This is a genomic window from Paenibacillus sp. MAH-35, assembly GCF_058135425.1.
Genome location: NZ_JBYUPU010000010.1, coordinates 126,070 through 140,369, shown reverse-complemented (window position 1 = coordinate 140,369; position 14,300 = coordinate 126,070). Strand labels below are relative to the sequence as shown.

Below are 14,300 nucleotides of genomic sequence, written 5' to 3'. Positions count from 1 at the left end.
TATCAGATTTTAAGGATTTTATGGTAAAATAGTTGCAGATGATTCGACAGTGAAGAAGGAGAAATCCCGGTATGCGATTCCACGGCTTTGTCGGTCCTTTGCTTGCCATCGTTTTGCCTCTGCTCGTGTTCGAGTTTATGAAATCGTGGTCGCAGATGGACGTTGAATTGAAAAGCCCGCACGGACATTTTTACATCGTCAGCGTCGTCGCGCTTCTGTCGGTTGTAATCGCCGTTCTGGTAGGAATCGCCGGCAGCCGGCTTCGCAATATCGAAGTCAGCTTTTTGGCGCTCGCTTTTATTTCCCTCGCCGAGATGTTCGCTCTACACGGTTTCTCCACACCCGGTTTTGTGATGCATTCCACGGTGCTTCCCGCCGTCGCCGCCCAGCTAAGCGTATTGCTCGCCTCGCTCTGGTTGTGGTTGTCCTCGCTGTCGTCCGATAACCCGATCGTAGTCCGTCTTTCGCAATATAAAGACTGGCTCGTGCCGGTCTGGACGGTCGCCCTTGGCGTATTTGCGCTGGCTGGAATCCTGTTTCCGGATATCGTCTCCGTGGTGCCTTGGAACCGCAACCCGCTTAAGGCGGTTGTGACGATCGGCACGCTTGCTCTGAATTTGGTGACGATGTATCGGTATTACCAGTCTTATCGTTATTCGCGGTTTCCGCTCCAGGCTTCAATTATATATAGTACGGGGTGGCTGTTCGCCGCTCAGATGATTATGGTGTCCGGGCAAGTGTGGATGCTTAGCTGGTGGTTGTACCATTATTTGCTGCTGGGCTCGATGATTGTGATGCTCATAGGTCTTTTTCTTCAGTACGCGTCTAAGAAATCGATCGTAGATGCAATCAAAGCTTTGTTCACTAATGATCCGATCGAACGGATCACGAACAGCATCAGTCCCAGCGTGAAAGCGCTTATCGTGGCGACAGAGACGAAAGACCCGTACACGGCCGGCCACAATTTCCGGGTGACGATGTATGCGCTCCGCCTGGCGGAGGAATTGCAGCTCGAACCGGAGCAACTGCGCGCGCTGGCCCAAGGCGCCATCGTTCATGATGTGGGCAAGATTTACGTTCCCGATGCGATCCTGAACAAACCCGGCAGGCTGAGCGCGGAGGAACGGGCGGCCATCGAACAGCATCCGGCCAAAGGTTACGAGATGTGCCGCGGTCTCGGCTTTATGAAAGAGGAGCTGGACATCATCCGGCATCATCACGAGCGGTGGGACGGCAGCGGATATCCGGATAGACTGGTCGGGGAACGCATCCCGCTGCTGGCCCGAATCGTCGCCGTGGCCGATGTGTACGACGCGCTGACTTCCAACCGTTCTTACCGGCAAGCCCGGTCTCATCTGGAAGCGATCGCCTTTCTGAACGATCAGAAAGGGACTCACTTCGATCCGGCATGCGTCGATGCGTGGACCCGGCTGTGCGAGCGGGACCCGCAGGCGTATCAGTATCCGGCTCTGATGATCCAGGCGGGGGGGATGCCGGCCAGCGCGATGCCTTCGGGATCGGCAGTATGAACGGTTAGCCGACCGGATACCAGGGATTCAGATGGATGAGCACTTCGTCGACGTCCTGACAGCGGTCCATGATCGCTTTTTTGATCGAGCGGGAGATGTCGTGGCCTTCCTGGATGCTTAGCTCCGCCGGTATGCTGACGCGCACATCGACCAGAATGTAATGGCCGTGCTCCCGCGCCCGGAGCCGGTCGATGCGCATCACTTGCGGGACGCTCCGCACGAGCTCGGTGTATTCGGCAAGCTGCTCTTGGCTCACTGTTTTTTCCATTAAAATATCGATCGCTTCCTGGGCCATATGCACGGCGAGCTTCAAGACGAGTATCGAGACAATGATACCGGCGGCCGGATCACCGTAGGCTAGCAGCGGGATATCGTAGCGGTCTCCGATCAGGGCGAGTGCGATCCCGATGACGGCGGCAATCGAAGCGTACACATCAGCCAGATGATCGTACGCTGTGGCGATCAGCCCCTTGCTGTTCGTTTGCCGGCCCAGCTTCATCGTGTATACGTAGAGAAGCTGCTTCCAGATCAGGGAGATCGCGGCTGCAATCAGCGCGATCCAGCTTGACTCGGTCGGTTCGTGAAAGAAGGCGAGTACCGCATGATACCCGATATAGATGGCGGCAAGCCCGAGTATAATGGCGACGATTCCGGAGCCGAGCACTTCGGCTTTGCCGTGGCCATACGGATGATCGTCGTCGGCGGGCAGCTTGGAGATGCGCATAGAGCTTAAGGCTGCGGCCGTAGCGATAACGTCTCCCGCGTTATGGACGCCATCGGCGATCAGTACGGGAGAGCCGAACAAAAAGCCGACCAGCAGCTTCATGACCGTTAATGCGATATTGCTGATCAGGCTGATCCATACGGCGAGCATGGACGCCTTGTTGTTCCCCTCGGTCACAATTTGTTACCCCCTGCATCAATTTTTCCCGTAGGAAACAAAAACCCTTGACCGGTTGCGGTCAAGGGTTTGGATACATATATGGATGTTCGGTTATAGGCCTCATCAACAAGAAAACCACCACACACTTCCATAAAAGTCCTGTTATTATACCATGGATCTGCCGCCTGTTCAAATCGGCATCTGCAACGAGGCTGGAATCTCGATTACTATCTCGATTAAACCCGATGACCGTGTCGGTCGTCTACAACTATGGAGCTCAAATTCCGACAACTGCTGTCGAAACCAGTCGTTTGCCATTACGGAGGAACATCATGAGTGAGAAACAACCAAACAGATTACGCAAAAAAATAGTAATCGCCACCGTATCCGTACTAGGCGTCCTTGTAGGCGGCGTCGCTGTGTACACCGGCTATCTGTACAACAAAGCCGATACGGCGCTAAACCGGATGGCGGCCGCCCAGCCTGCCAAACCGGAGCAACCCGCAGGCGGCGAAACCACCGGCCAACCGATGAAACCGATCTCATTCCTGCTAGCGGGAGTGGATAACCGGGAGGGCGGCGGCGGATCGATGAATACCGACGCGCTTATGCTTGTTGCGCTAAACCCGGAGACGAAGGACGCGACGGTCGTTTCCCTGCCGAGAGATATGCGGCTGAAGCCGAAGCAGATCTCTTCGCAGAAAGCGAACTACTACTATGCTTATCACTATAACAAAGACAAGGAAGCCGCCATTCCGAATACGAAGCAGTTTTTCAGCGAGCTGTTTAACATCCCGATCGATTACATGGCGGTCATCCACTTCGACGGCTTCCGCAAGCTGGTAGACACGCTGGGCGGTCTGAATATCGATGTGGATATGGATATGAGGTATGTGGACACGGAAGACGGAACCGATATTAATCTGAAGAAAGGCCGGCAAATTCTGGACGGCAAGGAAACGCTCGATTTTGTCCGCTACCGCAAATCGAATCAGGGTACCGCCGAATCGTCCGATCTCGCCCGCAACGAGCGGCAGCATCAGGTGCTCGGCCAATTGCTCGACAAGCTGACTTCCTTTAACGGGATCGCGCAGTGGGGAAGCGTGCTGGATATTGCCGGGGAGAGCGTCAAAACCGACATTCCGGTGTCGCTGCTGCGCGAATGGATTTTGCAATATGGCAAGTTGAAGCCAGATCGGCTGGAATTTGTTCCTTTGGAAGGACGATGGGACAGTCCGTACATCGTGCCGACCGAGGAGGATGTGAAGACGGCGTTGACGGCGTTCCGTTCCCGTCTCGGACTGCCTGCCGACGACTCGCTCAAGATCGCGAATGTCATCGGCGTAGACTCGCCGGAGCCGAATACGGTGACCAAAGATACGTATCGAAGATAAGGGAGCTCAAAGAGGCTGTCGATTCCATGTGGACAACCAAGTGGAAAGGGAAAAGATTACCTTCTGGCGAGTTTTGTCTGGAATCCCCTACCTTACAATCCTTATGAAATCAAGGGATTCCGGACAACCTGTCTGAGCAGAAGAAGGTAACTTTTCACTTGGAACGGCCTTTCTAACACTTCTACACAATGAATCGACAGCCTCGCTAAAGACTCCTATTTTGTTCAATGTTCGCGTGTGTGCATACGTTTTGGCGAAGGTGAACACAACCCGCTCCCAAGAAAGCTGTGTACGGGCTCATTTTGAAGTGGAGTTGAACGTAGTTGGTATGGCCCGTCAAAGCCTCATCCTACGAGCTGTTGAAGCGAAGGCGCCCGTCCCCGCCCACGCACCAGCGTGTGGGTCTGCACGTCAACGAACCGTCCGGACACCTTACCGGACGGTTCTTCTAATAAAGATTTAGAATGTGTTAAGTGCGCTAAAGCAGACCGAGACAATCTAGACCAAGTAAAGCGGCATCTTACGCCTACAAGGGCCATTTATCGCGGAAAGGGCTTCGTTTAGCGTTTTTCTAAAAATGCTGCTTATTTCTTAGTGCACAACCGTATCGCCGGGTCGCCAGCTCCGCAGGTCATCATCCTCGAGGATGCCGAGCGTGACGTCGGTAATGTCCGGGTCTTCCATCAGCAGAGCTTTCAGCCTCCACTTGATGTCGTCGGCTTCCGCCAGCGTCAGCCCTTTGCGGAGCTCGACGTATCCGTCGACGTGGTACGTGCGGCCTTCCTGAAGCACGCGCAGCCGGTTAATATCGGAGACGTCCGGATCGGACAGAAGAACCCCTGCAACCCGATCCTCGATATCTTTGGGTGCAGCCACCCCGATCAGACCCACCATATTGTCATACCCGACCTTAAACGCCACCCCGATCATCAAAAATCCGATCAGAATCGTAGCGATCCCGTCCAGCGCCTTAAAATCCGAGAACTGCGTCGCCATGACGGCGGCAAGTGCCAATACGGCCCCGGTCGTAGCTACGATGTCCTCGTAGAAGACCAAGCGGGTCGGAGGCGCGGCACGCCCTACGTTGCTAAACGAGGCGGGCAGTACGGCCAGTCCTTTGGCGCCTGAGCGGGTCTCGCGGACAATCTCCTTCATCGCCTTCCATAAAATCGCTCCGTCAATACCGATGGCGATAAGCAGAATGAAGAAGTTCAGCCAGAAGTTGGTCGCCTCGGCCGGATGGGCCAGCAGATGGAATCCTTCGCGGATCGTCTCGTATCCCATGAACGATACGACCATAACCGCTGCCATGCAGAACAGATTGATGACACGGCCGAAGCCGGTCGGAAACCGTTTCGTCGGCTTCCGCTCCGCGAGCACGCTGCCCGCGAAGACGAACCCTTGGTTGACCGCGTCGGCCACCGAATGCATCGCCGAAGCGAACATCGTCCCGCTTCCGCTCAGGGCGGCGCCGATCCCTTTCACCACAGCGACTCCGGTGTTGCCAAGCGCGGCGATCAAAGATGAAGTATTGCCTTTCTTAAGTAGCTCCCATGTCGTTCCCATGTCGATCTCCTCGGTTCGTATCGGATTCGTCGTCCGCATCCTCGGGCAGGTCGTGTCGGATAATTTCGATTTTGCGGATCCGGTGACGTTCTTTCTCTTTGACCCGAAACGTGTAGTTTCGGAAATGCCACTCGCTTCCCTTTTTCAGCTCCGCATGCTGGCCGTACAGCCAGCCTCCGATCGTGTCGGGACCTTCACTCTCGATATGGATGCCAAGCAGCTCGTTCATATGGGCGATCGACATTTTGCCGTCAACAATCATATGGGTTTCGTCCAGAATCTCGATGTCCTGTTTCTCTTCGCCATCGAATTCGTCGCGAATCTCGCCGACGATCTCTTCCAGGATGTCTTCAATCGTAATCATTCCGGAGGTGCCGCCGTACTCATCCACGAGAATCGCCATATGGGTGCGTTCCTGCTGCATATTGCGAAGCAGCGACTTGATCGGAATGGAATCCGGAACCGCCATGACGGGAATAATCAATTCAGAAAGCTCGATATTCGGGTTGTCGTCATAGCGGAGGAAGAACTGCTTCGTGTTCACCATTCCGATAATAACGTCTTTGCTTTCTCTAATAACCGGAAAACGGGTATATTGCTCTTCCTTAATGATGCGCAAGTTCTCTTCCAGCGTACGGTCCAGATGCAAGCAGACCATATCCGTTCGCGGAACCATAATTTCGCGGGCAAGCATGTCATCGAAGGCGAAGATCCGGTTCACATAACCGTACTCGGTATTATTGATTTTGCCGCTTTCGTAGCTCTCCGTTAATATAATGCGCAGCTCTTCCTCAGAGTGCGCGTCCTCGTGCTCCTTAACGGGCTTCATGCCCATCAGGCGTACGAGCGAGTTGGCCGAACCGTTTAACAGCCAGATGAAGGGGTACATGACTTTATAGAAGAACATGATCGGTTTTGCCGTAATCGTCGCGATCCACTCCGCCTTCTGAATGGCGATCGTCTTCGGCGCAAGCTCGCCGAGAACAACGTGCAAGTAAGTCATCAGAATAAACGCGATGGAGAAGGACAGGACGGACATCACTTCCACCGGCAAATGCAGCGGGTCGAGCAGCGGGTGCAGCAGTTTCTCGACGGTCGGTTCCCCGAGCCAGCCGAGGGCGAGCGCCGTAATCGTAATGCCGAGCTGGCAGGCGGACAAGTAACCGTCCAAATTATTCGTTACTTTTTTCACGGCGAGCGCGTTTTTATGGTTTTCGAGCACCATTTGGTCGACGCGGCTCGGGCGGATTTTGACAATAGCGAACTCCGTAGCGACGAAAAAAGCGGTGGCGGCGATCAGCAAAGCGACCAACACCAAATTCAGAGTAATCATTCTGTCCTCCAGTCAAAAAAGTTGTTTAATGGAACCTCACATATACAAGTTCTTATGAACTTATATTATCGGATTTAAATCCGGTGCGCAAAGCCGGTTTTGGGCCGTATTTTACTAAATCGGTTCATTCTGGGTAGTGAGCGGCATCTGTTAGGGACGCACTCCGATTTATGAAGCCTTTGACATAATTACTTTAGCGTCATATGATTAGTTCATAAGAACTTATACCTCGAACGGGAGGTTGATCCAAAATGGAAACTTTTCATTTGACCCGAAAACAAATGGCTACCTTGCTGCTGTCGCTTCAAGGAAGCTTTGATAAAACGCCGGTTGCAACCCTCCAGGAAGTATGGGCCAAGTCGCACAAGGCCGATATGGAGCACGGGAAGACGCTCGGCGCCTTCATCTCCACGTCGCTGCCGCCGATCTTCGAAAAAATTATTAAGATGAAGCAAACCGGAGAAGGCTTTTCCCTTACGGATATTGTTGCCTTAGGCAACCAGATCGAATACACCTATTATTCCGTCACTTCGGTGCAAAACTGGGTGAAGCGGGATTTCAAAGACCTGATCGGGCCGCCCAGAATCGGCAAGAAATATTCGGTCGACCAAACGGCCGTGTTGTTCATCATCGACGATCTGAAGGCGACGCTTGATTTCGAATCGATCCGCAAGCTGCTGACGCTTGTCTTCCAAAATCCGCAGGACGACTCCGACGACCTCATCCGTCCGCTGCGATTATACGCCGCCTATTCGTTCCTGTTCGAAGAGCTGGATAAAAACAATGACCAGGTGCTCGATCTGGCAGGCCACGAGAGCGGAAAACCGAATCACGACCATATGATGGAGCACATGATCAAGCAAATTACCGATTCCTACGTGCTGACGCTGGACGGCCTCAACGCGGAACAGAGAGAAGCGGTAAGCAATACGGTGCTGATCGCGATGGTTTCGGTGCAGACGACGTACTTCCAATCGCTGGCTAGACGGTTTTTGAATGCGACGTTATTTCTTCAAAATTTGGGAGCAGACTCCTAATATGGGCTTGCCGGAATTCGAAAACGGAAAGCAACCCGCACAAAGAGCAGGAAACGCGAATAAACATTGAATAACGATCCCTTTTTGCCGAATGTTCTGACATTTTGGTTCGAGACGCCCCTTTTCGAACTCGAGCGAACGTTTGATGTTTACTGACGTTCCTTTATAATGGAGTTACATTCATTTTTAGAATAAGGGAGGTGCACCTGTCTGCCTCAAGAAAGGCGGACGGGAAATTATTTGGGTAGTGACCCTGGAGGACCGATAGTACTCAATTTGTTGATTGCGTTAGTTTTGGTATTGTTAAACGGATTTTTTGTAGCTGCGGAATTCGCGATGGTGAAAGCGAGAACAAATCGTATCGATGCGATGGCTCTGGAAGGAAGGATTAGCGCCAAACTTGCAAGCGGTATACTGGGCAATTTGAATGCCTACTTGTCTGCCTGTCAGCTCGGCATTACGCTCACGTCGCTTGCCCTCGGCTGGCTGGGAGAACCGACGATTGCACGAATGATTGAACCGACCTTGAAGTCGTTTCATCTGCCGGACAGCGCCATTCATGTCATTGCTTTTATAATCGGCTTTACGATCGTGACAGCATTCCATATTACAATCGGTGAGCAAGTACCCAAAACGTACGCGATTCGAAAGTCCGAACAGGTCACACTATGGTCGGCGGTTCCGATGGTAGTGTTCTATAAATTGATGTACCCGTTCATCTGGGTGCTGAACGGCGCTTCCAACTGGATGCTCCGCAAGTCCGGAATCGAGCCGGAATCCGAGCACGACGCAGTTCATACGGAAGAAGAGATTCGTCTTTTGGTCAAGGAAAGCCATAAGAACGGGCTGATCGACAATACGGAGCTGGCGCTCGTCGACAACGTATTCGATTTTACCGAGACGGTAGCCCGGGAGATTATGATACCCCGCACGGAGCTGGCCTGCCTGTACGCCGACAGGTCGTTTGAAGAAAATATGGAGATCGCCACCAAAGAGATGCGTACCCGGTACCCTCTGTGTGATCCCGACAAAGATAACATCATTGGATTTGTGCACATTAAGGATTTGCTAAAAGCCCGTGACGGTCTTGACGACATTCGCAAAGTCGTACGCCCGATTATGAGCATTCCGGAATCGATGTCCATCAGTACGCTTCTGAAAATGATGCAGAAGAACCGGACCGAGCTGGCGCTGCTGATCGACGAATACGGCGGAACGTCCGGTATTGTGACGATGGAGGATATTTTGGAGGAGCTTGTCGGGGAAATTCACGACGAATTCGACCAGTATAGGCCGAGCATCGAGAAAAGGGACGAATACACTCATTCCGTGGACGGCATGCTCCATATCGAGGAATTTAACGATTACTTCGGCTTGGAGATCGAATCGGATGATTATGATACAATCGGCGGCTGGATGTACGCGCAGGTCGAAATCCCGCCTAAGAAAAACCAACGCGTGCAGTTTGAAGATTTCGAGATGATTATTGATGAAGTGGACCACATGCGCGTATCGCGTCTGATCGTCCGCAAGCTGGAAGCAGAGACGCAAGACAGCGGAGCGATTTCCAGCGTGTCCTGATATATGTAAAGCCTCAAGTCCCTGTTAGAGAGGAGCTTGAGGCTTTTTCGTCGTTCGTCGCTCGTCCGCTCGCGGAGATCGTCTTAACAACTTCTTCATCTGCGCCAAACACTGCGATGACATTCGTCCCTTATCGTGGAATACAGAAAGCGCGTTAGCGGACATTATCGTGGACGAGGAGTGGTACGTATGAAGGAGATCAACCGCCGCACATTTTTATCGTATATCGGGACAGGAGCCGCCGCATTGGCCGCCGCATCCGCCGGGCTTGGCGTGCTGGAGGGGAAAGCGTCCGCCATGTCGCCTACGGCGGATCATCTGTTTGGCTTCAAGACGAATAAAGTAAGCGGATACTTCGAGCCGATCGCACCGTCGAAGGAAGATGCGTTGCTGCTGCCCAAAGGATTCAAATACGACGTAGTGGCGGCGTTTGACGATGTGATCAACAAAGCCGGCGAGAAATTCGGACAAGGCTCCGATTACAACGCCTACTTCCCGATTCACGGCTCGAACACGCGCGGCCTGCTCGTGAACAACCACGAATATACGAACATTTTCTCGATCGGACCGATCGCCGCGGACGGCGCTTGGACGAAGGAGCAGATTGAGAAAGATTTGTACTACCAGGGGATGTCGGTTATCGAGGTGTTCCGTGACATGGACGGCTCGTGGAAAATGGATACAGGCTCCCAATACGCCCGCCGCATCAACGGCTTCTCGCCGTTCGAGCTGACCGGTCCGGCCAAAGGGACTGCGGCAGTCGGCCACGCAACCGCGGTCAAGGGGACTTTCGCCAATTGCTCCGGAGGCGTCACGCTGTGGAATACCGTGCTGTCGTGCGAGGAGAACTTCTCGGAGACGGCGGAGCGGGCCGGGCTACCGCTCACTCATTACGGGTGGGTCGTGGAGATCGATCCGTTCGACGGAAAGTATGCGAAGAAACATACCGCCCTGGGCCGGTTCAATCACGAAAACACGGCGATGGGTTTGACGAAGGACGGCCGGGTCGTCGTATATATGGGGGACGATAAGAAGGACGCTTGCGTATACAAATTCGTCAGCAAAGGCAAGTACGATCCGATGAAAGACCGCGCCAACTCCGCCCTGCTGGAGGAAGGCACGCTGTATGTAGCCAATCTCAAATCGGGCAAATGGGCGCCGGTAACGTACGAAGCGGTCTCCAAGCTGCTGGCGAACGAGAAGTTCAAAGCTCCTTCCGGGGTGAAAGGGACCCGCGAGGAACTGCTGGCGAAGTTCAAAAACGAGGGCGACGTCGTGACGAATTGCCACGAGGCGGCGCTGATCGTAGGCGGGACGCCGACCGACCGTCCGGAGGACATCGAGATTTCCCCGTTCGACAACACCGTGTTCGTCAGCCATACGAATAACGATACGCACGGCAACATTCACGGGCACATTACCCGTATTTTCGAAAGTGGCGACGATCTTGGCGCGACCGAGTTCGACTTCGAAATTTTCATCGCCGGCGGCCGTCAGTCCGGCTTCAGCTCGCCCGACAACCTGGCGTTCGACTCGAACGGCAACTTGTGGATCGTAACGGACATCTCGTCCAGCAGCCACAATAAGGGCGTGTACAAAACGTTTATGAACAACGGGCTGTTCGTCGTCCCGACTCACGGGCCGGGCATGGCGCAGGCGCTGCAGTTCGCTTCGGCACCGGTTGAGAGCGAGCTGACGGGGCCGTATTTCACGCCGGATGAGAATACGCTGTTTCTGTCCATTCAGCATCCGGGGGAGATGACGGACGATCTGAGCAAGCCGACCAGCCTGTGGCCGCATCGTCCGGGCGACAAAATTGCGCGCTGCGGCGTCGTTGCGATCCAGGGCTTTAAGCTCGGCTGAGAAGAAAGATTCGCTGGAGAAGTGATTTGGCAAGCTGCTCACCAGAATCATACTCAGACCGCATTTGAAATCGCGTTGTTGTAACTATTAAACTTCAAAAGGCAAAGCTTGCAAACGAGCGGTTGGAGCCCGGTACCCCCTTCCTCCCAACGCACGAATGTATAGCTTTGTATGTTAAAGACCGTCCGGATGTTGTGCCGGACGGTTTAACTTATTGCAAAGGCTCGAGCGATGCTGGGCGACGGCTAACGGACACCACAGCTAACAGACACCATGCCTAACGGACACCACAGCCGCTAAAACGTAGAAATGAGCAGATTTTGATTTCTAACGGACATATGAGTCTTTAAGCAGCCGATAACTCCATATTTACAGCGCCTTTGGCATTGTAAGCGTCGTTTTTGTCCGTTAGCTTTGGAATTTTTCAATTTAGACTGTCTAAGATGCGCTGGTGTCCGTTACGCGGCAAGTTCGCCGTTGGTCTCGAGCGATTCAGCCAAAAGCCTACTCGTACAGCACCTACGAAGGGAGGCTGTCGGCAGGAGCTGCTGCTGCCCAGCATCTGCAACGCAGGCGCGCCGGACTTGCCGCGATTCCCCGTCTATGCTTGCTCCGGCCTTGCTGATACAATAGGTTCAACGAGAGAAAAGGGTGGTTCGAACAAGATGACATTCGGGAAATGGAGATTGCCGGCAAGAACCAACAAGCTGTACTTTCGCATCCTCTCCTACTTTTTATTTCTGCTGGTCCCGATCCTGATCATCGGCTCGGGGATTTATATGGCCAACGTGGCGCTGTTCAAGCAGCAGACCGTCGACAAAATTGGCTCGAATCTGATCTCTTCTTCCAAGGCGATCGACAACGTGCTGCGCACCACCGAGCAGACCGGGATGAACTTCCTGATGAACGACACGGTACAGCGCTATCTGGTTCCTTATCAGCAGCAAAGCGTCGACGAGAAAGAAAAAATAACCAGCATCGTCAAATGGCTGGCGTCCAATCGCAACATTGTCAGTCCTTACGTAGACGATATGTTCGTATATACCGACAGCGAGTGGGTGTACAAAAGCGACGGAATGGAAAGTTTTCATTCGTTTTTCACCCAATTCAGCCGGTTTGCCGACTATGAAGAAAGCTATTGGTCCGACCTGCTGCGCGGCGACTTCTCACTACGCGTGCTGGAGCCGACCGAGGTGCGCAAATCGTACAAAGAAGGCGGCGAAACGGTGATCCCTTTCGTCCTGTCCCAATATATTGCCGGCAACCGGGTCGTACTCGTCGCCACCATATCCGCTACGCAGATCAACCGGTTTCTGCAGCAGAACCGGGTGGCCGATTCGAGCGCGTTTCTCGTAACGGATCAGAATCAGCGGATCGTTACCGGCTCACCGGACATGCTGCATCCTTCCGTCTTTCAGCGGATTACGGAATCCGTAGGGGGGATGGACGACGGCTACACCGAGTTGAAGCTGGATAAGAACCGCTTCATCGTGAACGTATACCGCTCGGAATACGGCTGGAACTATTACTCGGTAACACCGGCCGAGGAGTATACCGGCTTGGCCAGCGGCATCCTGTCCCTAATCAAATGGATGTCGGCGATTTTGATCGTGCTCGGCGTGTTGTTTTCTTTTATATTCAGCAACAAGCTGTACAACCCGATCCGCAACTTGCTCGACGCCCAGCATCGGCGGGAGAAATTTTCCGGCGAGTTTCTGGAGAACGCGTTTACTTATGTGTTAAGCGGCAACCGGCTCGGCAAGCATGAGGCGCTGATGCAGGAAATCGGCTTTGAGAACGGCCAGTATGTATGCGTCTGCGTCAAATTTCATTTCAAGCAGCCGTTTTATGAGGAGATCCAGGATACGGATCGGCTGATCGTGCAGGAAAATATGAAAAAGATCATTCAAGGCATTTTGCAAAGGCACGTGTCGGCCTACGTTATCGACGCCCAGAAGCAGATGTACGCGGCGATGGTTAATCTGAAGGAAGGGCAGGACCGCACCGCGCTCGACCAAGCCCTCTCGGCGCTGATCGAGACGTTCGATTACGATACCCGGTATTGCCGGCTGGCCGTCGGGGTCGGCCGGATCTACGAGCAGATCGGCGATTTGGCCAAGTCGTACGGCGACGGCCGGCTGGCGCTCGCCAAGGCGGACGAGAACAGCGATACCCAGATTATCGACGCCTCCTTTTTTCCTCTGGAGCAGTACTACCATTTCGGCTTCGTTGAGGAGCGCAAGATCATCAATGCGCTGCGGAGCGGGGAGATGCCGGTACTGGAAGAGGAGATCCGCGCAATCGTCGATTTGAACCTGGAGAAGGGAACGTCGAACTGGTACATGAATCTGCTGTTCGTCGAGCTGTACAATATCGGCGTCAAATTTCTGATGGAGAAAGGCATCCCTCCGCAGCGCCTGCTGACCGAGAACGACCATCTCATCCTGGTCGGACGGGCCTCCCAGCTTCTCGATCTGCAGGAGCATTTGTCGCTGCTGCTGCGCTTTTGCCGGGGAATCATAGACACTGCAACGTCCCAGGAGGACAATAAAGCGGCGAAAATCGTCATGAAGATGATTCAATATATCGACGACAATTACAGGAACGATCTGTATTTGGAACAAGTGGCGGGGGAAATGAATTTATCGGCCAAATATATTTCCAAGCTGTTCAAGGAATCGACCGGAACGAATTTGACGGAGTATATCCAAATCAAACGGATCGCGGAAGCGAAGAAGCTGCTTGCCACGACGGCGCTCAAAAATGACGAGATCGCGGAACAAGTAGGCATTGTCAGCCGCTCCACCTTTTTCCGCTTATTCAAAAAATACGAGGGGATTACGCCTCAGGACTACCGGAAAATGCTGCAGGAAGGCGAAGTTTCGCCCGAATAGCGGATTTTGAGACTCGCAAGGAAATCTGAGACTGTTCCGATTGGCGGGAAATTGGGACGGTTTTCGCCGTACTGACAATAGAAAGCGCTTCACCGGCCGGCTATGCTAAAGAAGCAACGACATAACGGTACCGCCGGTACGGAAAGGAGAGACGAGGAAGGCGAAGGGCATTGGGCCGGATATTATGGAGAATAGGGTTCTTCCATAAAGAACCAACTAT

General features: G+C 53.4%; 9 protein-coding genes. 6 read left to right on the top strand and 3 right to left on the bottom strand.

Annotation, left to right across the window (positions count from 1 at the left end; translation table 11 throughout):
* Positions 1 to 71: 71 nt before the first annotated feature.
* Positions 72 to 1,529, top strand: coding sequence for an HD-GYP domain-containing protein (locus tag AC3Y2E_RS13390; protein ID WP_379210988.1), 1,458 nt, complete (start codon positions 72 to 74; stop codon positions 1,527 to 1,529).
* A 4-nt stretch (positions 1,530 to 1,533) separates the two neighbouring features.
* On the opposite strand, the gene AC3Y2E_RS13385 is transcribed toward AC3Y2E_RS13390, so the two are convergent.
* Positions 1,534 to 2,430: a cation diffusion facilitator family transporter gene (locus AC3Y2E_RS13385; RefSeq protein ID WP_379210986.1), complete on the bottom strand. Its 897-nt coding sequence runs from the start codon at positions 2,428 to 2,430 to the stop codon at positions 1,534 to 1,536.
* Positions 2,431 to 2,744: 314 nt separating this feature from the next.
* Between AC3Y2E_RS13385 and AC3Y2E_RS13380 the strand changes: the two genes are divergently transcribed.
* Positions 2,745 to 3,806 carry an LCP family protein gene (locus AC3Y2E_RS13380; RefSeq protein WP_379210984.1) on the top strand — a complete coding sequence of 354 codons (1,062 nt, stop codon included), beginning with the start codon at positions 2,745 to 2,747 and terminating at the stop codon, positions 3,804 to 3,806.
* Between the two features lie 591 nt (positions 3,807 to 4,397).
* Here the strand turns inward: AC3Y2E_RS13380 and AC3Y2E_RS13375 are convergent.
* Together AC3Y2E_RS13375 and AC3Y2E_RS13370 are read right to left on the bottom strand one after the other, a co-directional pair.
* A complete protein-coding gene (locus AC3Y2E_RS13375) occupies positions 4,398 to 5,372 on the bottom strand; it encodes a cation diffusion facilitator family transporter (RefSeq protein WP_379210982.1) in 975 nt (324 codons plus the stop codon).
* Positions 5,347 to 6,705, bottom strand: a complete 1,359-nt coding sequence (locus AC3Y2E_RS13370; RefSeq protein WP_379210980.1) for a hemolysin family protein — start codon at positions 6,703 to 6,705, stop codon at positions 5,347 to 5,349. Before AC3Y2E_RS13370 ends, AC3Y2E_RS13375 begins: the two co-directional genes overlap by 26 nt.
* A gap of 251 nt (positions 6,706 to 6,956) precedes the next feature.
* Between AC3Y2E_RS13370 and AC3Y2E_RS13365 the strand changes: the two genes are divergently transcribed.
* From AC3Y2E_RS13365 to AC3Y2E_RS13350, 4 genes are all read left to right on the top strand, one after another.
* A complete protein-coding gene (locus AC3Y2E_RS13365; protein ID WP_379210978.1) occupies positions 6,957 to 7,742 on the top strand; it encodes a DUF1836 domain-containing protein in 786 nt (261 codons plus the stop codon).
* A 336-nt stretch (positions 7,743 to 8,078) separates the two neighbouring features.
* Positions 8,079 to 9,323 (top strand): hemolysin family protein, encoded by a 1,245-nt coding sequence (locus tag AC3Y2E_RS13360; RefSeq protein ID WP_379210976.1) that lies wholly within the window; start codon positions 8,079 to 8,081, stop codon positions 9,321 to 9,323.
* A gap of 189 nt (positions 9,324 to 9,512) precedes the next feature.
* On the top strand, positions 9,513 to 11,186 hold the full coding sequence (locus AC3Y2E_RS13355) for a PhoX family protein (protein WP_379210974.1): 1,674 nt from the start codon (positions 9,513 to 9,515) through the stop codon (positions 11,184 to 11,186).
* Between the two features lie 665 nt (positions 11,187 to 11,851).
* Positions 11,852 to 14,080: a helix-turn-helix domain-containing protein gene (locus AC3Y2E_RS13350; RefSeq protein ID WP_379210972.1), complete on the top strand. Its 2,229-nt coding sequence runs from the start codon at positions 11,852 to 11,854 to the stop codon at positions 14,078 to 14,080.
* Positions 14,081 to 14,300: the final 220 nt, after the last annotated feature.

Bases quoted from the DNA above. Each gene is read 5' to 3' on its own strand.
- AC3Y2E_RS13390 (WP_379210988.1), top strand. From the start codon at position 72: ATGCGATTCCACGGCTTTGTCGGTCCTTTGCTTGCCATCGTTTTGCCT.
- AC3Y2E_RS13380 (WP_379210984.1), top strand. From the start codon at position 2,745: ATGAGTGAGAAACAACCAAACAGATTACGCAAAAAAATAGTAATCGCC.
- AC3Y2E_RS13375 (WP_379210982.1), bottom strand. From the start codon at position 5,372: ATGGGAACGACATGGGAGCTACTTAAGAAAGGCAATACTTCATCTTTG.
- AC3Y2E_RS13370 (WP_379210980.1), bottom strand. From the start codon at position 6,705: ATGATTACTCTGAATTTGGTGTTGGTCGCTTTGCTGATCGCCGCCACC.
- AC3Y2E_RS13365 (WP_379210978.1), top strand. From the start codon at position 6,957: ATGGAAACTTTTCATTTGACCCGAAAACAAATGGCTACCTTGCTGCTG.
- AC3Y2E_RS13360 (WP_379210976.1), top strand. From the start codon at position 8,079: ATGGTGAAAGCGAGAACAAATCGTATCGATGCGATGGCTCTGGAAGGA.
- AC3Y2E_RS13355 (WP_379210974.1), top strand. From the start codon at position 9,513: ATGAAGGAGATCAACCGCCGCACATTTTTATCGTATATCGGGACAGGA.
- AC3Y2E_RS13350 (WP_379210972.1), top strand. From the start codon at position 11,852: ATGACATTCGGGAAATGGAGATTGCCGGCAAGAACCAACAAGCTGTAC.